This is a genomic window from Vibrio sp. 10N.222.51.C5, assembly GCF_041474575.1.
Taxonomy (GTDB): domain Bacteria; phylum Pseudomonadota; class Gammaproteobacteria; order Enterobacterales; family Vibrionaceae; genus Vibrio; species Vibrio crassostreae_C.
Genome location: NZ_JBFRUJ010000051.1, coordinates 1 through 20,212, shown reverse-complemented (window position 1 = coordinate 20,212; position 20,212 = coordinate 1). Strand labels below are relative to the sequence as shown.

The window sequence follows — 20,212 nt, the reverse complement described above, 5'->3', positions numbered from 1 at the left end:
TTTTTTCGATGTTAATTGTGGTTGTAAATCGTGAATAACTACTGTTGTTTAGATGTTAATAAACAAATTTTGTGGCTTGTTAGAATATAACTTGGATCACCTTTGGTTGTTCTATTTGCATATGGTGGTGTTATTTTATAAATCGCGAGTATTTTTTGTACTTTGGAAGGAAACGTGTAACGAAGTGGGTATTTATCGGAGTAAAGAGGTGAGAATCTTAGCTTTTAAGCTTACTTACATTTAAAGATTACTTATGTTTAACGCCTACTTACTTCCCATAAGTAAGCGCTAAAACACAAGTTATAATAAGGCGATTCTTCAGCTTCTTCGTTTAACTCAGAACCTTCATTTAATACGACTTCGTCCTCGAGTACCACTTCTTCAACTTCTTCTGCGAATAGGGGCATAGAGAAAGCGATTAGAACTAAAGGTAGCTTTGGTAGGAATCGTGTGTATGAAATTGTATTTGCTAATGGGTGCGATGTTCGTGAGATAGTGTGTTTCGACATAATGGTTTTGTATATAAAGTGATTTAACACGACGAACTAAGTGTTAGTCTGATGAGTAGACAGTGATCGAATCGAACCGTTGGCATTGTCGGCGCAGGTTCCATCGCAATCGACTCCCAATTCATTTTTGGGGTCGGAATGGTATGCACGGATTGGATTAAGTGGAGGTGCTGATTGAATAAGCTCACTTCACTTACAGCGTCCTCAAGTTGTTTGGTATTCATCTACATTCCTGTCGACTGTTGTTCTTGTAATTTGGCGCTTAGTTTATGGTCAAAGCGCCAGAACAGTATTTAAATGAATGTGAATGATCTTTCGTGAGGTTACTTGATATTGGTTTAGGAATATTTGGGTAGGAAAGTTGGTTTTATGATTGAGTTAACAGCATAGAAACACAGAGAACAAGGCGCTCTCTGTGTTGGTCATTTTGCTATTATCGAAACTCGCTGATGAGCATTATCTCTGGCGTTTTGCGACCAAAGTGAATCGGTAATCGTTAGACGTGAAGTAGTTGCGGCTGTATTCAAATACAGTGTTATTGGCGAGGTAACCGCGAGTACGTTTTTCAATGATAGGCTGAGCTGGGTCAATACCTAACTGTTTAGCAACGTCTTCAGGCGGAAGAATCGGTACCAATTCCTGCTCACTTCGATCAATCACCATGCCTTTGGTGTTCTCAATAAAGTCGTATTTTGATGTCTGCATCACTTGATAGGTGAGATCTGGGAATAGAGCAACAGGTAACCAAGTTTCTTCAACCGTGATTGGATTGTTGTCTATGAAACGAACACGTTTTACGTAGAAAACCAATTCGCCTTCTTTGATATCTAAATGTTCAGACATCGCCAAAGAACACGGCTTCATTTCGAAGGCCAGAACTTCACTGTGTGTAACCACATCCAAATGCGCCCACTTTTCTTGAAAGCTCGACTGTTTGTAGATGTCGTAATTGATCTTGTTCTCTTTTACGTAAGTGCCGCTGCCTTGAACGCTTTCAAGCTCATCGTTTTCGATCAGTAGTTTCAGTGCTTGCCTAACCGTTACGCGGCTTACCGAGAATACTTCACGCAATTGCGCTTCCGTTGGGAGTGCTTCTCCAACTTTATATTCTCCAGAACTGATCTTTTCTCTTATTGCATCGGCGATTTGGCGATACATAGGGAGTCTTGCCATTTTTGCCTCATTTGTGCGCTAGGACAACTAGACTTTGATTAACAACCTGTACCTTAAATACGTATATTTGCTCTATATAAGCTTTGCTTTAAAGGTTAGTGTGAGCATCGTATTGGCGTTTTGTAGTACATATAATACAAATTAAACGACACATAACAAGCTTTCTTAAAGGATTTACCAATACAGTTTAAATACAAATTAAATACAAATGTGTATTGATGAGATCGTGATCACGGATTAAATGTCTTGAAGTTGTATTATTCATCTCGTCGACAGGGACGACTGTCGTACTAATCCGTGACTATGGGACAAAGGTTATGAAACTTACTACTCTAACGAATAAGTCGCTCGTAAATCTGCAAACTACGTTTAGCAGTCGAGAAGAAGCGATTTACGCACTTGCTGACCAACTGAATCAGCAAGGCAAACTGCACAACAAACAAGAGTATCTTGATGCAGTATTTGCTCGTGAAGAGCAAGGCCCGACAGCGCTTGGCGAAGGCCTAGCAGTACCGCACGGCAAGACTGACGCGGTTAAAGAAGCTGGTTTCGCTGTTGCAACATTGAAAGAAGACATGAAATGGAAAGGCCTAGATGAAGACGAAGATGTGAATCTTATCTTCCTAATTGCCATTCCAAATGCAGAAGCGGGTTCTACCCACATGCACCTGCTGACCGAACTGACAACCACATTGGTTGATGACGATGTTCGTGAAGCAGTATTAAAAGCAACAACCGCTGATGAAATCTTCGCGCTTCTTGATGGCGATAATCAGCAAGAAGAAAAACAAGACAACTTAGATACAAATGCGCCGACAATTGTATGTGTTACTGCTTGCCCTGCAGGCATTGCTCACACCTATATGGCTGCAGAATACCTTGAAAAAGCGGGCAAAAAGCTTGGCTACAAGGTTCATGTTGAAAAGCAGGGCGCAAATGGCATTGAAGATCGTTTGACGGCTGAGCAATTAAACAATGCTGTGGCGTGTGTTTTTGCTGCTGAAGTCGCGATTAAAGAAGTGGATCGTTTTAACGGAATCCCTCGTGTTGAAACGCCAGTTGCAGAACCGATTAAACACGGTGAACGCATTCTAAATGAAGCGATTGAAGAGTCGAAAAAAGGTAACGGTGCAGAACGCACAGTGGCTACTGATGACAAACCGAAAAAACTGCCACTGAAAACTGAGCTTAAACAAGCGCTGCTTTCTGGTATTTCTTACGCAGTTCCTCTTATCGTTGCTGGTGGTACTGTTCTTGCGGTTGCTGTTCTTATCGCGCAAATTTTTGACCTGCAAGAGCTTTACGCAACAAAAGATTCTTGGCTGTGGATGTATCGTAAATTAGGTGGCGGCCTATTAGGTACATTAATGGTGCCAGTACTGGCAGCTTACACAGCATACTCATTAGCCGACAAACCGGCACTTGGCCCTGGTTTTGCCGCAGGTATTGCAGCAAACATCATTGGCTCTGGTTTCCTAGGCGGTGTTGTTGGTGGTTTGATTGCTGGTTATGTGATGCGTTGGGTAAAAGAGCATGTTCGCTTAGGTCCTGCGTTTAACGGATTCCTTACTTTCTACCTTTACCCTGTGATTGGTACTTTGGTAGCGGGTAGCTTGATGCTATTTGTTATCGGTAAACCTGTAGCGTTCCTAAACCAAGGTCTAACGGATTGGTTGAACGGTATGTCAGGCACCAATGCGCTGTTATTGGGTGCGATTCTTGGTCTGTTTGTATCATTCGACTTAGGTGGTCCGGTAAACAAAGCCGCTTACGCATTCTGTTTAGGTGCAATGGCGAACGGTGTTTATGGCCCTTACGCAATCTTTGGTTCAGTAAAAATGGTATCGGCGTTCACTGTAACGGCTTCAACCATGATTGCTCCACGCCTATTCAAAGACTTTGAGATTGAAACCGGTAAATCGACATGGCTACTTGGCCTTGCGGGTATTACCGAAGGTGCAATCCCAATGGCGATTGAAGATCCAATCCGTGTAATCGGCTCATTCTTACTAGGATCAGTGGTTACAGGTGCGATGGTTGGCGCGGCAGGTATTGGTCTATCGACTCCGGGTGCAGGTATCTTCTCTATCTTCTTGTTACACGATTCAGGTTTGGGCGCATTCTCTGCTGCTGCAATCTGGTTCGGTGCTGCGATTGTCGGCACAGTGATTTCAACTGTTACTCTTCTGATGTGGCGTGGTCACGCTGTAAAAAAGGGTAAGTTTGAAGCAAGTACTGCAACACAGAACTAACTGAATTTTGAGCTAGCTTCTAGCTCGCAATTAAAACACCGTATAAAAAATAACGAACAACTTGGCTGTCCTAAATGCCTGTGCTCCTAACGGTTTTATTCACACAGATTCTGGGCGTGGTTTTCTGCACCCTAAATTTAGTGGCAGCCAATTTTAACCCCTTGAAAAACTTTAATTTAGTCGTATTTGGGTTCGAACTTTAGTTTTACTCGAAGCGACACATTTAGGTAAATGATTATGACTACATCACGCGTACACATTACTCCTCACATGCACTGGGATCGTGAATGGTATTTCACAACAGAAGAGTCTCGTATTCTTCTTGTGAACAACATGGAAGAAATCATGAACCGTCTGGAGAGCGATCCAGAATACAAATATTACGTTCTAGATGGTCAAACCGCCGTTCTAGAAGATTACTTTGCAATCAAACCAGAAAACACAGAGCGCGTAAAAGCATTGGTTGAAGCGGGCAAGTTAATTATTGGCCCTTGGTATTCTCAAACCGACACAATGCAAGTTTCTGGTGAGTCAATTGTACGTAACATGATGTATGGCATTCGTGACTGCATGAAGTTTGGCGATGCAATGAAGATTGGTTACCTACCAGATTCATTCAGCATGAGCTCACAGCTGCCAATGATCTACAACGGCTTCGACATCACGCGTGCAATGTTCTGGCGTGGTTGTTCAGAGCGTCATGGCACCAACAAAACAGAATTCTTATGGCAGTCTAATGACGGCAGTGAAGTAACGGCACAAGTGCTTCCGCTGGGTTACGCGATTGGTAAATACCTTCCACAAGACGAAGAAGGCTTGCGTGCTCGTTTAGATAAGTACTTCCCAGTGCTAGAAAAGCCATCGGTGACTAAAGATATCTTGCTACCGAACGGCCACGACCAAATGCCGATTCAAAAAGACATCTTTGAAGTAATGGACAAGCTTCGCGAAATCTACCCAGATCGTGAATTCTCAATGAGCCGTTACGAAGAAGTGTTCGAGAAAGTAGAAGCGGCGCGCGACCAACTCGACACAATCAAAGGCGAGTTCAACGACGGTAAATACATGCGTGTTCACCGTACGATCTCTTCTACGCGTATGGACATCAAACTGATCCACGCAGAAATCGAAAACAAGATTGTAAACATCTTAGAACCGCTAGCGTCTATCGCTTGGACATTAGGTTTTGAATACCACCACGGTTTGATTGAGAAAATGTGGAAAGAGAGCATGAAGAACCACGCTCATGACTCTATTGGTTGCTGTTGTTCAGACAAGGTACACGCTGAAATCTTAAACCGTTACATCCTTGCTGACGACATGGCGACCAACCTGATTCACTTCTACAAGCGTAAGATTGTTGACCACATGCCAGATCGCGAAGGTTGCGACAAACTGGCGATGTTCAACCTTTCTCCATACGAGCGTGAAGAAGTGGTTAACACCACTATCACTATCCGTGCTCAAGAGTTCTCTATCTTTGATGAAAACGAAAACCTAGTTGAGTACTTCATCCAAGACAAGCGCCAAATTGACCCGGGTAAAGTAGACCGTCAAATCGTTCACTACGGTAACTACGACCCGTTCATGGAGTTTGATATTCAAATCAAACGCATTGTGCCAGCGATGGGCTTCACCACGTTACACATCCAAGGTAACGAGAAGGGTGCAGTAAAAGTTGCAGAACAAAAAGACTACTTACTAGAGAACGAGTACTACCGAATCAATGTAAACGACAACGGTACTCTGACTATTTTCGATAAAGAGACAGAGCAAGTATTCGACCAAGTACTTCGTTTGGAAGATGGTTCTGATGACGGTGATGAGTACGATTACTCTCCATCTCGTCAAGAATGGTTACTGTATTCAGACGAGTTCCCAGTCGAAACATCGATTGACCACCAAGGCTTCCAATCGGTAGCGAACATCGCTTTCCGAATGAACGTACCTGCAAACCTTGCAGAGCGTGAAGAACGCACGGGTCAAAACGGATTCGTTGAAGCGCAATGCCAAGTGGTATTGAAGCAAGGTTCTCGCCGCATTGAAGTACGTATGGAACTAGACAACCAAGCCGACGACCACCGTGTACGTGTCTTAGTACCAACGCCATTCGTTTCTGAAACTGTGGTTGCAGACAACCAGTTCGGTTGTATTACTCGACCAACCAATGACCCTGCTATGGCGGTTTGGGAAGAAGAGAAGTGGAAAGAAGCACCGGTTCCGGTTTACCAACTGATGAACTTCGCTGCATTAGAAAACGGCAAAGCGGGCATGGCGATTATGTCGAATGGTCTACGTGAATTTGAGGTGATTGCATCTCAAGGTGACGAAAACCGAGATACCTTCGCACTGACACTGTTCCGTGGTATCGGCGTGTTGGGTAAAGAAGAGCTATTGCTTCGCCCAGGCCGTCCATCAGGCATCAAGATTCCGACACCAGATTCGCAAGTGCGCGGTAAGTTAGTGTGTGAATTCACGTTGTGCGGTTTCTCTGGTAACCATATTGACGCGAACATCATGGCGCAAGCACGTGACAATGTCACTCAAATCGAATGCTACAACAAGATCCCTTACAACGCGATGAAGCTCAACGTGGGTGAGCAGAACCTACCTATGAGTTTTAGCCTTCTGTCTAAGCAACAATCAGGCGCGGTGTTGAGTGTGCTGAAGAAAGCGGAAGACGAAGATGCACTGATCATGCGTGTCTACAACCCGGCAGAATCGGGTTCAGTATCGGATTCAATCTCTTTTACTCAAGCGGTTTTAAGCTGGAAAGAGACAAGCATGGACGAGCGCGTACGCGAAGGTGATGTAGCATCTGAAGAGTTCGGCCAGATAGCACCTTGCCAAGCAAAAACATTCCAAATCAAATTCTAATTTCGATAACCCGCTCACCTTGGTGGGCGGGAATGGTGAACGACAATGAAAATTGTAATTGCCCCTGATTCATTTAAAGAATCACTCGACGCTCATCAAGTTGCGTCTTGCATTGAGCGTGGATTTGCCGATGTTTTCCCTTACGCAGAGTTTGTGAAAATGCCACTCGCCGATGGCGGAGAAGGCACGGTAGACGTGTTGCTAGAGGCGCTCAATGGTAAGAAGCAACGGCTGCACACGACGGATCCAATCGGGCGTGAATGTACGGCTTATTGGGCTTCGTTGGAACAGACTGTTGATGGCGCCAACGTAAAAACTGCCTTGGTGGAATTTGCTCAAGCATCGGGTTTAGACCTATTAACCGTAGAAGAAAGAGCACCGTTAACCGCATCTTCGTTTGGTACTGGGCTATTGATCAAAGATGCACTAGATCAAGGTGTTGAACAAATCATTATTGGTTTGGGCGGCAGCGCAACCAATGATGCAGGTGCTGGCATCTTACAAGCGTTGGGAGGCAAGTTATTAGACAAGCAAGGCAACGAGCTATCTGGTGGCGGCGCCGAATTAAGCCGGTTAGCAAGCATCGATCTTGAAGGACTGCACCCTAGATGCAAAGAAGTGACGTTCGTGGTCGCGTGTGATGTGAATAATCCATTATGTGGCGAAAGCGGAGCCAGTACTGTGTTTGGTCCGCAAAAAGGCGCATCAAAAGCTCAAGTTGAACAACTTGATACTGCGATCGGGCACTTTGCCGATATCGCTCAAGCACATACGGGTACTAATCATCGCGACACAGCTGGATTTGGTGCTGCTGGTGGTACACCTCTGGGGTTAAGTCTTGCATTCAATATCCAAATTAAAGCGGGTATTGAGATGGTATTAGATGCCTTGGATGCAGATAAGGTTCTTGAAGGTGCTTCACTGGTCGTGACCGGAGAGGGGCAGATGGACAACCAAACCCTGCAAGGTAAAACACCTTTCGGCATCGCTCAGCGAGCTCAAAAGTTGAGTATTCCAACCATTGGAATTGCGGGCTCTTTGGGGCAAGACGTTGAAAAACTTTACGGCTCAATGTCTAGCTTATTTGGAACCGTACGTTCACCTCAGTCTTTAGACCAAGTTTTATCAGAAGCGAATCAAAACCTGACTCGCACTGCCCGTAATATCGCCGCCACGCTCAAGCTTGGTAGCCAGATTTTTAATGAGAAGTAATTATGTCTCTATTTAAACTCGACAACGTTATTCAAAACTACGCATGGGGAAGCAAAGACTCCATTAACCAATTGTTTGGTATTGTGAACCCAAACCAGGAACCTCAAGCAGAAATTTGGATGGGTGCTCATCCAAATGGTTGTTCAAAGGTAGGCGATACCGGTGAATCGCTTTCTCACATGATTGATGAAAACAAAATCGATGTCTTAGGCGGATACACGGCGGCTCGTTTCGGTGAATTGCCTTTCTTGTTTAAGGTGTTGGCCGCTGAAACACCGTTATCGATTCAGGTTCACCCGAACAAGCGAAAATCAGAATTAGGTTTTGAGCGTGAGAATGCACTTGGTATCCCTTTGAATGCGTCTAATCGCAACTACAAAGATCCAAACCATAAACCTGAGTTGGTTTATGCGTTGACCTTCTACAAAGCGATGAATGGCTTTCGTCCAATCGACGACATTATTGCCTTGTTCGAAGAAGCGGATATTCCTTCGTTAGCGATTGAGCTTAATGTACTAAAAGCCAATGCCGACAGTGATTCTTTGAAGTCGTTCTTTAGCGCCATTATGTCTCTTGAAGGTGACCGCAAAGCGTCTGCGCTTAATGAGCTTTATGCTGCACATGCGCGACCAGCCAAAACGGTCATGGGGCGTGAAGCTATTCAATACAGCATCGAATTCAAACAGCATTATCCAGGTGATATTGGCTTATTTGCGCCATTAATGCTTAACACGGTTGAGCTGGCGCCCGGTGAAGCGATGTTCCTGTTCGCAGAAACCCCACATGCTTATGTTCAAGGTACGGGTTTAGAGATTATGGCAAACTCAGACAATGTGCTGCGTGCCGGTCTCACTCCCAAATATATCGATGTCCCTGAGCTTATCGACAACACAATCTTTGAGCCGATTAAGCCAGAAGATATCCGCCTTAAGCCTGTATTGAAAGAGGGCAAGATGAGTTATCCGATTCCAGTGGATGACTTTGGCTTTGATATCTTGTCTGCGACTGATGAGAGCAAGTCACAGTATCTACGTAGCGCGGAGATCTTGTTCTGTGTGGAAGGAGAGGCGACCGTCACTTCAGAAGGGCGGTCAGTTTCTCTTAAGCCCGGAGAATCGGTCTTTGTAAGTAGTAATTCAAGTGTTTACCAATATCAAGGGAATGGCATTTTGGCTCGTGCTTTTAACTAGTGCCCCCGTGCTAGCGATCAGCAAAAGAAATGTCAGAGTGCCACTGTAAAGTGGTACTCAATATTGGATTGATGGTTGTTACCTATCTGTCTTTGACAGTCATGATTATTGACCATACCCGCTACTCTGGCGGGTTTTTTCATTATTAGAATGAGCAGATATAAGCTTGTAGAAAAGACAAACCCTGCGATCAGAGCAGGGCTTTTTATTGAATTAGTACTGAGTGACTGGTTAGGCAATGTGCGTCATTTTATTAAGCACAAAGGTTTCAATACAACCTTCAGTCGCAGCCATGTAGTCAGCGATGTGTTGGCTCGCTAAGTGTTTCTCTAGATGAACTTCAGACTCCCAGTTCTCATGAAAAACGAAGTGAGCAGGGTTACTGTTATCTTGGTGCAGATCGTAGTTAATACAGCCGTCTTCAACACGGGTTTTATCGATCAATTTAATCATCTCAGCTTTTACAAGCTCAGTTTTGTCTTCTTTAGAGACGATCGTTGCAATAATAGTCAGTTTGCTCATTTTCAATTCCTTCGCTTTAAACTCGGTAAGTTTAAGTAATATAAGTATAAATTCAGAATGAAGAAAGAGTTCTGAAATCCAATAACTATGGTTCTTACCATCCACAATTCAAACTCGAGAGCATAGGGCCAGAGCCGAGTAGGTTATGCTTATTAAAAAAGCCCTCATAGCAATATGAGGGCTTTTGAATAAGAATCAAACTGTGTTGTTACTGGGGTGTTAAGCGTACTGTTTTAGCTTAAGCGTATTGCTCAACCGTCATTGCCCAATTTTTCTTCTGTTGTTCGAAATTCATTTTGATTTGCTGATAACGAACCTTAAGAACAGAGTGTTCGTACTTCTTCACAACGTCTTCGCGCTTGCTTTCAAGTAGCTGTTTTTTAACTTCGTAATATTCGTTCATGTTTGATACTAGAGCATCAAACTCTTGTTGAAGCTTCTCTGCGATTTGTTGCTTGTCGGCACGATGCATGATTTTTTGCTGGGTGCGTTTAAGTAACATTGACGCTTCAGCTTTCTCAATACGAGCTTGAGGGGTTTTCTTAAGCTTACTTGCCAGTCCCATCAACGAAGCACTCTTAATCAACCATTTTGTTGGATCGTATTGCCACCAGTAGATGCCGTTACGGTAGTCGTTCTCAAAGATGTGGTGGAAGTTGTGGTAGCCTTCGCCGAAAGTGAGTACTGCTAACACACCGTTATCACGCGCTGTGTTTTTGTCAGTAAAAGGTTGGCTACCCCAGATGTGAGCAAGAGAGTTAATAAAGAATGTTGTGTGGTGGTTAAGTACCAAACGAACTGCACCTACGATTAACAACATGCCAATCACGTCACCGTAAATCACGCCTAAAGCGATAGGAACACCGAAATTCATTAGTAATGCTAACAGAACATAGTGCTTGTGCTGCCACATAACAATCTTATCTTTTTTAAGGTCACGGCAGTTTTCGTAGTTTTCGTACATTGAGGTGCTGTAATTACGAATCATCCAGCCAATGTGTGAGTACCAAAATCCACGTTTTGCAGAGTATGGGTCTTTGTCGTTGTTATCGACATGCTTGTGGTGAACACGGTGATCAGAAGACCAGTGTAGCGCGCTGTTCTGCAGGGCAAATGCACCACCTAATGCAAACAGGAATCTTAGGCTTGAATGCGCTTCAAACGCTTTATGTGACCATAAGCGGTGATAACCTGTCGTGATTGAAAGGTTACAGAACGTAAAGCAGATTGCTAGCCATATCCAGTGCTCCATGCCATAGCCAAAAAAGTAGCCATAAACGGGAGCCGCTACAACAGCAAGCAGCATACTAAAAGAGAACACAAAAATATTGAGCCAGATTAATGGCGGCTTTTTTGTAGATTGTTTGTCGGCACTATTCATTAGCAAATTTCCATTGGGCTTACATCTGTGCGCTAGAATATCAGCGTACACGTGTAAGTCAATATTGAAAGTGTAAACGTGTATTAGTATGTTTTGCTTAAATATTGTATAAAGGTAGTGTGAAATGTAGTAGCAAGTCATAAATGGAAGTACTAAGGGCTAATAAATGGAAATTAAGGTAGCTGAATATAAAGATTATGAGCGGATTGCCCAATTACACGCGGATAGCTGGAAGCTATATTACCGTGGCATTCTTGCTGATGATTACCTAGAACATGATGTTTTGGAGGACAGATCTGTTATTTGGCAGACTCGTTTGATTAATCCTCCTTTCAACCAACATGTTTTATTGCTTGAGGAAGGCGGTTTACTGGTTGGTTTTGTCTGCGCGTTCGGTAATCACAACTTTGAGCGTGGTACGTTCATCGATGCGTTACATGTAGATAATAATTATCGTGGACGAGGTGTAGGCAAGCGTCTGTTGTCTGAATTGTCGAAGTGGTTGCAGCAATACTATTCGGACTCAGGGCTTTACCTAGAGGTGATGTCTGAGAACCACCAAGCGATTGCTTTTTATCAGGCGATTGGTGGCAAAGAAGAACTAGAGCAAGTTTGGAACGCACCATGTGGCAGCCAAGTGAATGAAAAAGTGATTTCTTGGAGCTCTCCCGTTGAACTTGAACAGAAAACAGCGAGCGTTGTGTATTCTTAGTCGATTCTTGTTGAATACTGTTTTTTGCTGAGTAGCAGGTTCTTAACGAAGCTATTTTAAAGCAGAAGAACAAAGACAAAAGCCCCGAGTATTAAGTTGCTCGGGGCTTTTTTGATTGAATTAGTGGTCGTTTTAATGATTCGCAAAGATGCGTGAAATATTGGGCGATTAATCACACCATGTGATCTTATTCCTACCGCCTTTTTTCGAAATGTAGAGTGCTTGGTCAGCGTCGTCGATAAGCTGCTCGACAGAACCAAGGGCTTGAGGGGCATGTTTCACACCGATTGAAATTGTTACTTCTAATCTAAGGCGAGTAGGGGATTCTAAAAGGGCATTAACCAGCGATTCAATTGAAGCCTCGGTTTCTCCTTGGACCAGCACCAAAAACTCTTCACCGCCGTATCGAAAGCAGTTACTGCTAGTCGGTAGTCGTTTTTGAATCTCATCGGCCAGTTCTTTAATCACCATGTCACCCATTTGATGGCCGTAGGTGTCGTTAATCGATTTGAAATGATCAATATCTATCATGAGCGATGTAATGGATCGCTGACGGTCTATGCTCGGTTCTATCACCTGATGAAGATAAAGGCGGTTGTAGCAGCCCGTTAGTGCGTCTTGATAGGAAAGGGCCTCGAACATATTAGATTGCTTGCGAAGCTGAATCGCTTGTTTGCGGAGTTGCTCGGATTGAGCGAAACGTTTGTGTACTTCCAGGTCACGTCTAACACAGGCCGCTGAGATTAGGATGTAAGCCGAGATATAAACGGAAATTGTTTCTATTTCATGCTCTGGCTCCGCTTCATAAAGCAGTGGCGCAAGGCCGATGAGATAAGCCAAAAAGATAAACGACAGCGTAGATATACTGTATCTGGCTGACAATCTTGAAAACGTACCAATGTAGATCATCACTAAAATGATGCCACCTTGGTAATCGAAGTTGTTCAGCTCGATGGCTAGTCGACCGACATAGACCAAGAAAAGTGAGCTAATTACAAGGAAGGCACTTTCTACGAGTTCCAAAACGTTGGGTTTGTTTGTAATACAGTATCTGGCGGCGGCCATCATCAATAAAAAAAGTATGACTCGGAAAATGATAGGCGTAATGCACTCGCTACCAAAGTGGATGTAGTCGGTGACGATAAAAGCACAGAATATTGAGATAGGGATGTAGATGAAATTTATGTACGGCAAATAAATTTCATTATCGAAATAGGTTTTAAATCTTTGATTCTTGAACCCAGAATAAGAGCGCATTGAGAAATTAGCCGAGATTGATACACAATAATTTGCGTAGTATGTCACAGTCTTTGGGATTGTAAACGACCATTTCTATAGATTTGTCAGTATGTTAGCTAGATCAACAAACGGTAGCGGGCAATATTCACGCTCTATTATCGATAGAGCGTGAATATCTAGAGGCTGGTGTAAGAGTGGTAAACAGAAATTAAAGCAGATTATAAAAACTAATCGCGATTAACGCTTGTTCTTCAGGTAACGCTTACGACGCTCTTCTTTTTTCTTAATCTGTTGTTCCGCTTTCAGCGCAGCCGCTTCTTCAACTTCGATCAGCTCTTGTGTGATCATTTCTGGCAACTCAAGCGTTACCTTACCTAAAGTGCCATTACGCAATTCGTGAAGCAGGATTTCTGAACATTTGTGAATGTCGATATGACCACCGGCACGAAGTGCACCACGCTTACGACCAATTGCTTCCATCAATTCGATGTCAGACTCTGGCAGCTCTTCAATTTGGTAACGCTCTTGCAAAAGGTTAGGGTACTGCTTTGCTAGGTATTCTACTGTGTAGAATGCCACTTCATCGTATTCCATTGCTGTATCTTTTACAGCACCTGTTGCAGCCAAGCGGAAGCCACTGTGTGGGTTTTCTACTTTAGGCCAAAGGATTCCTGGAGTGTCTGAAAGGATCACGCCATTCTGCAGGTTGATACGTTGTTGACGACGAGTTACCGCAGGTTGGTTACCAGTAACCGCGATCGTACGTCCAGCCAAGCAGTTGATAATGGTCGATTTACCCACGTTCGGGATGCCCATGATCATTGTACGAATATTCTTGCCCATCTGTTCACGGTGCGGTGCCAGTTTACGTACCAGCTCCATAACGTGGTTAACTTCTTCTTTTACGCTAGTCGTAATCGCAATCGCTTTAACGCCTTGCTCCTTCTCGAAGTGCTCAATCCAACGTTGAGTCAGTTCAGGATCTGCAAGGTCACGCTTGTTCAGCACTTTTACACAAGGCTTATCGCCGCGCAGTGAAGAGATCATTGGGTTTTCACTACTGAACGGGATACGAGCGTCCAGTACTTCGATGATCACATCAACTTGTGGGATAACTTCTTCGATTTCTTTGCGGGCTTTATGCATGTGACCCGGAAACCATTGAATAGACATAGAGATAAACCTTGATAAATATATTTGCTGCACATTGTAAGGGTTGGATGATACGTGTAAAGGTATATCTATCCCGACCTTCAATGAGCTCAGTGAGTTTGCTTGAAGTATAGGCGACTTGGTGATGTTTATTTAGCTGATGATTGACCTATTGAAGGTGGGAGCCGCTAATCTTGTAAAGCGTAAAAAGCCGCTATGTCTTTCAAATCTTGATCGTTAAGCTTACTTAGTTGCGCTCGCATCATATCCGCGTAATCGCCCTGCCTATCTCCGGTTTGATACGCTTTCATTGTATTAAAGAGATAGGTTGGATCTTGGCCAGAAAGCTTAGGATAGGAGTTATTAGTCGATTGACTGGTAGGGTTATGACAAAAAACGCAGCTTGGTGATTTAACTTTACCTAGTTCAGCGTCGCCAAAATCAGAGGCATGAAGGTTAGAGGAAAGAGCTAGCAATATTAGAGCGAAGGTTGGGTAATGCACGTTTTTACTCCGGTAAAAACATGATTATAAAGCTTCCCCTAAGGGGAAGCTCAAGTCTTATTTGTTCTGGGTGAACATTTAGTATGGCTTAAAGCGCATTTTCCAACTTAGTTAGGAAAGTAGCGATGTGTTCTGAACTGATATCTCTATGAGTAACAAATCGAACAGGATTCCCTGGTGACATCGTAATGCCTTGTTCGCCCAGTTCGCGTGCGATTCGGTTGATATCCACAGACTCATCTAACTTAGCAAATACAATGTTAGTTTGAATGAAATCAGGGTTAACAGAAAAACCTTCTAGTTTGCTTAAACCAATCGCTAGATTTTTTGCATTGTCGTGGTCAGCTTTAAGTTGAGTAACGTTCTCTGTTAAAGCCATTTTTCCCGCTGCGGCAAGAATACCTGCTTGGCGCATACCGCCACCGACCATTTTACGTAGTCGACGTGCTTTTGCGATGTATTCTTTGTTGCCAAGAAGTAATGAACCGATAGGAGCGCCTAAACCTTTCGATAAGCAAATCGTCATAGAATCGAAGTGTTGCGCGATCTCTTTGATGTGTACATCTAATGCGACTGCTGCGTTATAGACGCGCGCGCCATCTAGGTGCATTTGAAGTCCGTGTTGGTTTACGAACTCACGTGCTTCCGCTAGATAAGACATTGGCAGGACTTTACCATTGATCGTGTTTTCTAAACTAAGAAGCTTGGTACGAGCAAAGTGGCTGTCGTCGGGCTTAATCGCAGCGGCAAGCTTTTTAAAGTCTAAAGTACCGTCTGGGTTATTCTCGATTGGTTGAGGTTGGATAGAACCAAGGACCGCAGCGCCGCCAGCTTCGTATTTGTAGTTGTGCGCCTGCTGGCCACACAGATATTCATCACCACGCTCACAATGCGCCATTAAGCCAAGAAGGTTGGCTTGTGTACCTGAAGAGGTAAACATTGCCGCTTCAAAGCCTGTCTCATTTGCTGCCCACTGTTCTAGTTCGTTGACGGTTGGGTCATCGCCATAAACATCATCGCCCACTTCTGCGTTTGCCATTGCGTCACGCATAGCTTGCGAAGGTTTAGTTACGGTATCAGAACGAAAGTCCATGTTTCTCTCCTAGAGTACTTTAGGTAGCCATATAATTGGCTATAGATGGCCACATAGTTGGGCTTTACTTAAACAAGCGATAGTTTTGGTATCAGTGATTTGATCGTGTCGTATTTTATCGTGCAGTTCTTCTAAACTCAGTTCGATCACTTCTATTACTTCATCGTCATCGCATTCAAAGCGGGTAGTGAGGCTTAAGTCTTTTGCGACAAACAGATGTTGTATCTCATCACAGAAGCCAGCCAAAGGGGTGACTTGCCCCAAGCTTTGAAAAGAAGTTGCACTGTAACCTGTTTCTTCTTCCAGTTCGCGTTGGGCACATTGAAGAGGTGTCTCATCTATTTCCATCGTGCCTGCGGGTAGTTCCAAAAGCCATTTCTTTAGAGAAGGGCGGAACTGGTTAATGAGGATGATTTTTCCAGACGAAGTGATAGGAAGAATAACTGCCGCGCCAGGGTGATTGATTGTTGTATGTTTTACCACGACGTTCGTAGGGAGCGTCACGTTCTCCTCTATGAGAGAAATACTTTTCCATTTATGGATAACTTTACTCATGCAGTCTGGCCACATTCCTTGCCAATTTTTCGTATAACGGAAGACGTGCACCACCATAACGTCTATGGTGTCGAAAATAAAAGAAAAATTAGGTTTCGTATTAGATTTAGTTTCACGCCGTTCGTGATGTCACTCTCATAATTGGAATCTATGATTGCGCCAAAATTACCGACGTAACCATCTGATATAAATGCAACTCAATAATAAAATGCACTTGTAACAAAGTGCTAACAAATGTATAAAAACAATTCTACACTCTCAACTATTCAAAGATTTTCGGAGTAACGCATGAACCCTTCTATTTCTTCACATGCTGACAAGGCGCTACTCTCTGAAAGAATCAATAAATTAGCGCATGCTCTGTCTGATGGTGTCTACGAAAGAGAAGACACCATTAAGCTTTGTTTACTGGCTGCTTTGGCTGGTGAAAGCGTGTTTCTATTAGGCCCTCCGGGCATCGCAAAAAGCCTTATCGCGAAACGTCTCATTCAGGCTTTTGATAACAGCAGCTATTTCGAATATTTGATGACTCGTTTCTCTACTCCCGAGGAAGTGTTCGGCCCACTAAGTATCCAAGAATTAAAAGACAACGGTCGTTACGTAAGACTAACCGAAGGCTACCTACCAACTGCACAAGTCGTCTTCCTCGATGAGATCTGGAAAGCCGGCCCTGCAATCCTAAACACGCTACTTACTGTCGTTAACGAAAAGACTTTCAAAAACGGCAGTGATATTGAACGTGTACCGATGCGTCTACTAGTATCGGCATCCAACGAACTTCCAGATGAAGACAGCGGCTTGGAAGCACTTTATGACCGTATGTTGGTACGCGTGTTCGTGAACCGTATTCAAAACAAACAAAACTTCAAATCGATGCTGACGACGGGTACTTCTCAAGAAGCGGTAATTCCAAAAGGTTTGGCGATTACGGACATTGAATACCATCAATGGCAGAAAGAGCTCGATAAGCTGGAACTGACAGACAATTCGTTTGATAAGTTGTTTGAACTAAAAACCATGCTTGAAGAGACGGTTAAGAAGCAAGGCTCTGCTTCAGAGTCAGAATTGTATGTATCAGACAGACGCTGGAAGAAGGCCGTTAAACTATTGAAAGCGAGTGCGTTCTTCAGTGGTCGCGATAGCGTGAACCCGCTGGATATTATGCTTCTGCAAGATTGTTTGTGGCATAGCCCAGAATCACGTGATGTGGTTCGTAGCGTGGTGAAAGACTTTGCATTGAACCGAGCGTTTGATCAACAAGAGTCGAAAGCTCAAATTGAAATGTCTCGTGAAGAGTTAGAAGAGATTCAAGACGATGTTGAATCAACGTTGTCGGTGTCACTTTCTATGGAGTCAACCAGTGGCTTGTTGCGTAAAGATGTTTACCAGAATGACATCAAGAACGCGAAAATGTACAGCGTGGGCAGTGCTTACAATCTAGTGAAACTGGTTATGCTGCAAAGCAACATGTCGGTTTCTGAATCTGAGAAAGGCGATAGCCGTTGGGTATACGTAGCCAAAGACGATTTTGATCGTGTTCTTAAAGAAGGTCACGGTGATATTTACGGTTACGTAAACGAAAATAAAAACCTATGCCGTTTAAAACTCGACTTGGATGCATCAAACCAATTAGTGATTAAAGACATCGCCAATCGCTCTGTATTGGTGAGTGTGGTTACTACTGACGGTTTAGACCAAGAACTGTACAACAAGTGGTTGAGTGGCGCTGAGAAAGCCTTAGAACAGTTAACTGAAGCTGAATTCAAGTTAAAACGCGTTCGTACTGAATTCCATGATGCATTACCTCATAACTATATTGACCCTGATTTACCAAAAGCGATGGAAGCAAGTTTGCAATCGGTAACGCAAGATCTTGAAACCACGAAAGTGAAGAGTGCCAAGATCGCTCAGCGTATTAAGTTTATGAGCCAGTACTTCGAGTAAGAGGAGAGCATATGTTAGGAGCAGACGGCTTAAACCTCGCTTTGATGGTAGCTGATTCCGGAATCATTGATACCGCGATGAATGATCTCATCGCTCGTTCTCAAGTCATGATGGCTGCAGAGAACAAAGGTGTGAAAACATCAGTGAAAAACCACTTAGTTAAATGGCGCGGTAAAGTTAAAAAACGCGTTACTAAGGTGTGTGAAACTGATCGATTCCAAGAGGAAATCGCCCTTTACCAAGAAGTGATTTACTGGGATGAACCTCAGTTCTTTGATGAGATTGACAGCGTTATCAAAAAGCTGGAGTGGCACTCAGCGTTTTATCTACAAGCTCGACGCCTTATGGAGAACAACAAGGGTGTTTATAACGCGATGTTTCCACACTACTTTTGCGACCAATGGTACCAATCACTTTCTGATGCGATTAAACAAGCTCAAGTAACTGAACTTGAAACAAGCAAAGAAAAAGTCTTAGCCGATCTTTATCAGCGCATGGAAACCATGAAAAACATGGATAAAGTGACTGAGTCGGGTGATGAAGGCAGTGTAGGGCGCTTGTGGGACATGGCTTCTGCCAAATTAAGCAAAACAGACCTTACCATCATGAAACGTCATGCTGAGTTCTTGAATAAGCACAAGGGCTTGCAAGAGATCGCTGAAAAGCTAGGCCGTATGGCTGGTGAGGAAGATGATCCTTCGCTACACAAAGCCCCTGTAGAAGAATTGCAGGTGGTTGAAGAGAAAAGCGATGAAGCGGTCGATGATATTGTCGGGATTCATGAAAGTGATGACCTTAACAAGATGCTGCCAAACGAAACCATGTTCTTAGCTTATCCTGAACTTGAGGTTATCTTTTACAAGCACTTGGCCGACAAGCGTTTACTGAGCTATCGCTCGCAAGGTAAATCACGCACGTTACGCAAAGTGAAGGCGCAAAAACCAGATAGCAAGAACATCGATATTGAAAAGGGCCCGTTTATCGTCTGTGTGGACGCTTCGGGTTCTATGAGTGGTTTCCCTGAGCAGTCTGCTAAAGCAATGGCTTATGCCTTAATGCAAATTGCTCTTGCAGAAGAGAGAGACTGTTATGTGATTCTTTTTTCTTCTGAGCAGATTACCTATGAGTTAACAAGGCAAGATGGCCTTCGTGAAGCGAGCGACTTCCTAAGTTACTCATTCCACGGTGGTACGGATTTGGAACCTGTTCTTATGAAGTCGATTGACTTGATGACGGGTGATAAATACAAGAATGCCGATTTAATCGTACTTTCTGACTTTATTGCGCCGAAACAATCAGACGAAATGATTGCTCAGGTTGAAAAGTTGAAAGAACACAAAAACCGTTTCCATGCGGTTAGTCTTTCTAAGTATGGCAACCCTCAACTTATGACTATGTTTGACCACTGCTGGGCGTATCATCCGAGTCTTGTCGGTCGTTTTATGAAGAAGTGGTAGCGCTAGAACATCTTGTTTAACTCGATTTTGCTGTGTGTTTTTTGATTAAAGAGATCGAACATGCAGCAATTTGATTTAAATGTCAGCAAACGGAATTTAAATTCACTTTTTTGTTTGACTATCTCCCCTCAATCCGTAAAGTAGGCACCCGAACACAGCGGTGCGGCTTACTTAAGTCCCTAAAGTGTTGAATTAAAAAGGCGCCTTGGCAGAGTGGCTATGCAGCGGATTGCAAATCCGTGGACCTCGGTTCGACTCCGGGAGGCGCCTCCATTCTTTTTCTTAGCTTGATAAGTTAAGAGATATTAAGAATGAAAATGCGATACTAGCTCAGTTGGTAGAGCGCAACCTTGCCAAGGTTGAGGTCATCGGTTCGAACCCGATGTATCGCTCCAAATTTTGTAATGTTGATTCATTTCGACATTAAGATGGTGTTTTACT

The 20,212-nt window shown here is 43.6% G+C and carries 17 protein-coding genes and 2 tRNA genes; 9 read left to right on the top strand and 10 right to left on the bottom strand.

Features of this window, described 5'->3' with window-relative positions:
- Positions 1-257 precede the first annotated feature (257 nt).
- The 3 genes from AB4558_RS16290 to AB4558_RS16280 all read right to left on the bottom strand — a co-directional run bounded on the left by AB4558_RS16290 (position 258) and on the right by AB4558_RS16280 (position 1,682).
- A complete protein-coding gene (locus AB4558_RS16290; protein ID WP_133151380.1) occupies positions 258-509 on the bottom strand; it encodes a hypothetical protein in 252 nt (83 codons plus the stop codon).
- 23 nt (positions 510-532) lie between these two features.
- Positions 533-733 (bottom strand): hypothetical protein, encoded by a 201-nt coding sequence (locus AB4558_RS16285; protein WP_080582262.1) that lies wholly within the window; start codon positions 731-733, stop codon positions 533-535.
- Between the two features lie 232 nt (positions 734-965).
- Entirely contained in the window at positions 966-1,682 is a 717-nt protein-coding gene (locus tag AB4558_RS16280) for a GntR family transcriptional regulator (RefSeq protein ID WP_372158931.1), read from the bottom strand.
- A 317-nt stretch (positions 1,683-1,999) separates the two neighbouring features.
- Here AB4558_RS16280 and mngA point away from each other — a divergent pair, with 317 nt between their 5' ends.
- The 4 genes from mngA to manA all read left to right on the top strand — a co-directional run bounded on the left by mngA (position 2,000) and on the right by manA (position 9,213).
- Positions 2,000-3,934 (top strand): PTS 2-O-a-mannosyl-D-glycerate transporter subunit IIABC, encoded by a 1,935-nt coding sequence (gene mngA / locus AB4558_RS16275; protein ID WP_017064499.1) that lies wholly within the window; start codon positions 2,000-2,002, stop codon positions 3,932-3,934.
- Positions 3,935-4,171: 237 nt separating this feature from the next.
- Positions 4,172-6,811, top strand: a complete 2,640-nt coding sequence (mngB, locus tag AB4558_RS16270; RefSeq protein ID WP_372074911.1) for a mannosylglycerate hydrolase — start codon at positions 4,172-4,174, stop codon at positions 6,809-6,811.
- A 45-nt stretch (positions 6,812-6,856) separates the two neighbouring features.
- A complete protein-coding gene (locus AB4558_RS16265) occupies positions 6,857-8,023 on the top strand; it encodes a glycerate kinase (RefSeq protein WP_102320779.1) in 1,167 nt (388 codons plus the stop codon).
- 2 nt (positions 8,024-8,025) lie between these two features.
- Positions 8,026-9,213 carry a mannose-6-phosphate isomerase, class I gene (gene manA / locus AB4558_RS16260; RefSeq protein WP_372158930.1) on the top strand — a complete coding sequence of 396 codons (1,188 nt, stop codon included), beginning with the start codon at positions 8,026-8,028 and terminating at the stop codon, positions 9,211-9,213.
- Positions 9,214-9,444: 231 nt separating this feature from the next.
- On the opposite strand, the gene AB4558_RS16255 is transcribed toward manA, so the two are convergent.
- Positions 9,445-9,735 (bottom strand): putative quinol monooxygenase, encoded by a 291-nt coding sequence (locus tag AB4558_RS16255; RefSeq protein ID WP_017062602.1) that lies wholly within the window; start codon positions 9,733-9,735, stop codon positions 9,445-9,447.
- A gap of 238 nt (positions 9,736-9,973) precedes the next feature.
- Entirely contained in the window at positions 9,974-11,116 is a 1,143-nt protein-coding gene (locus AB4558_RS16250) for a fatty acid desaturase (RefSeq protein ID WP_017062601.1), read from the bottom strand.
- Positions 11,117-11,282: 166 nt separating this feature from the next.
- Between AB4558_RS16250 and AB4558_RS16245 the strand changes: the two genes are divergently transcribed.
- On the top strand, positions 11,283-11,828 hold the full coding sequence (locus AB4558_RS16245; protein ID WP_017062600.1) for an N-acetyltransferase: 546 nt from the start codon (positions 11,283-11,285) through the stop codon (positions 11,826-11,828).
- A gap of 168 nt (positions 11,829-11,996) precedes the next feature.
- Here AB4558_RS16245 and AB4558_RS16240 read toward each other — a convergent pair whose 3' ends face one another.
- From AB4558_RS16240 to AB4558_RS16220, 5 genes are all read right to left on the bottom strand, one after another.
- Positions 11,997-13,022, bottom strand: a complete 1,026-nt coding sequence (locus AB4558_RS16240; RefSeq protein WP_017070587.1) for a GGDEF domain-containing protein — start codon at positions 13,020-13,022, stop codon at positions 11,997-11,999.
- Between the two features lie 282 nt (positions 13,023-13,304).
- Complete coding sequence (ylqF, locus tag AB4558_RS16235; RefSeq protein ID WP_029405588.1) at positions 13,305-14,240, bottom strand: ribosome biogenesis GTPase YlqF; 936 nt, start codon at positions 14,238-14,240, stop codon at positions 13,305-13,307.
- A 167-nt stretch (positions 14,241-14,407) separates the two neighbouring features.
- Positions 14,408-14,722, bottom strand: coding sequence for a cytochrome c (locus AB4558_RS16230; protein WP_017069125.1), 315 nt, complete (start codon positions 14,720-14,722; stop codon positions 14,408-14,410).
- 88 nt (positions 14,723-14,810) lie between these two features.
- Positions 14,811-15,815: a low-specificity L-threonine aldolase gene (ltaE, locus tag AB4558_RS16225; RefSeq protein ID WP_372072927.1), complete on the bottom strand. Its 1,005-nt coding sequence runs from the start codon at positions 15,813-15,815 to the stop codon at positions 14,811-14,813.
- 39 nt (positions 15,816-15,854) lie between these two features.
- Entirely contained in the window at positions 15,855-16,370 is a 516-nt protein-coding gene (locus tag AB4558_RS16220; protein ID WP_017062564.1) for an NUDIX hydrolase, read from the bottom strand.
- Between the two features lie 288 nt (positions 16,371-16,658).
- Here AB4558_RS16220 and AB4558_RS16215 point away from each other — a divergent pair, with 288 nt between their 5' ends.
- The 4 genes from AB4558_RS16215 (at position 16,659) to AB4558_RS16200 (ending at position 20,166) form a co-directional block, all read left to right on the top strand.
- Positions 16,659-18,314: an ATPase RavA domain-containing protein gene (locus AB4558_RS16215; protein ID WP_017067123.1), complete on the top strand. Its 1,656-nt coding sequence runs from the start codon at positions 16,659-16,661 to the stop codon at positions 18,312-18,314.
- 11 nt (positions 18,315-18,325) lie between these two features.
- Entirely contained in the window at positions 18,326-19,771 is a 1,446-nt protein-coding gene (viaA, locus tag AB4558_RS16210) for an ATPase RavA stimulator ViaA (protein WP_017064542.1), read from the top strand.
- 199 nt (positions 19,772-19,970) lie between these two features.
- A tRNA-Cys gene (locus AB4558_RS16205) sits at positions 19,971-20,044 on the top strand.
- A gap of 46 nt (positions 20,045-20,090) precedes the next feature.
- Positions 20,091-20,166 (top strand) — tRNA-Gly (locus AB4558_RS16200).
- Positions 20,167-20,212: the final 46 nt, after the last annotated feature.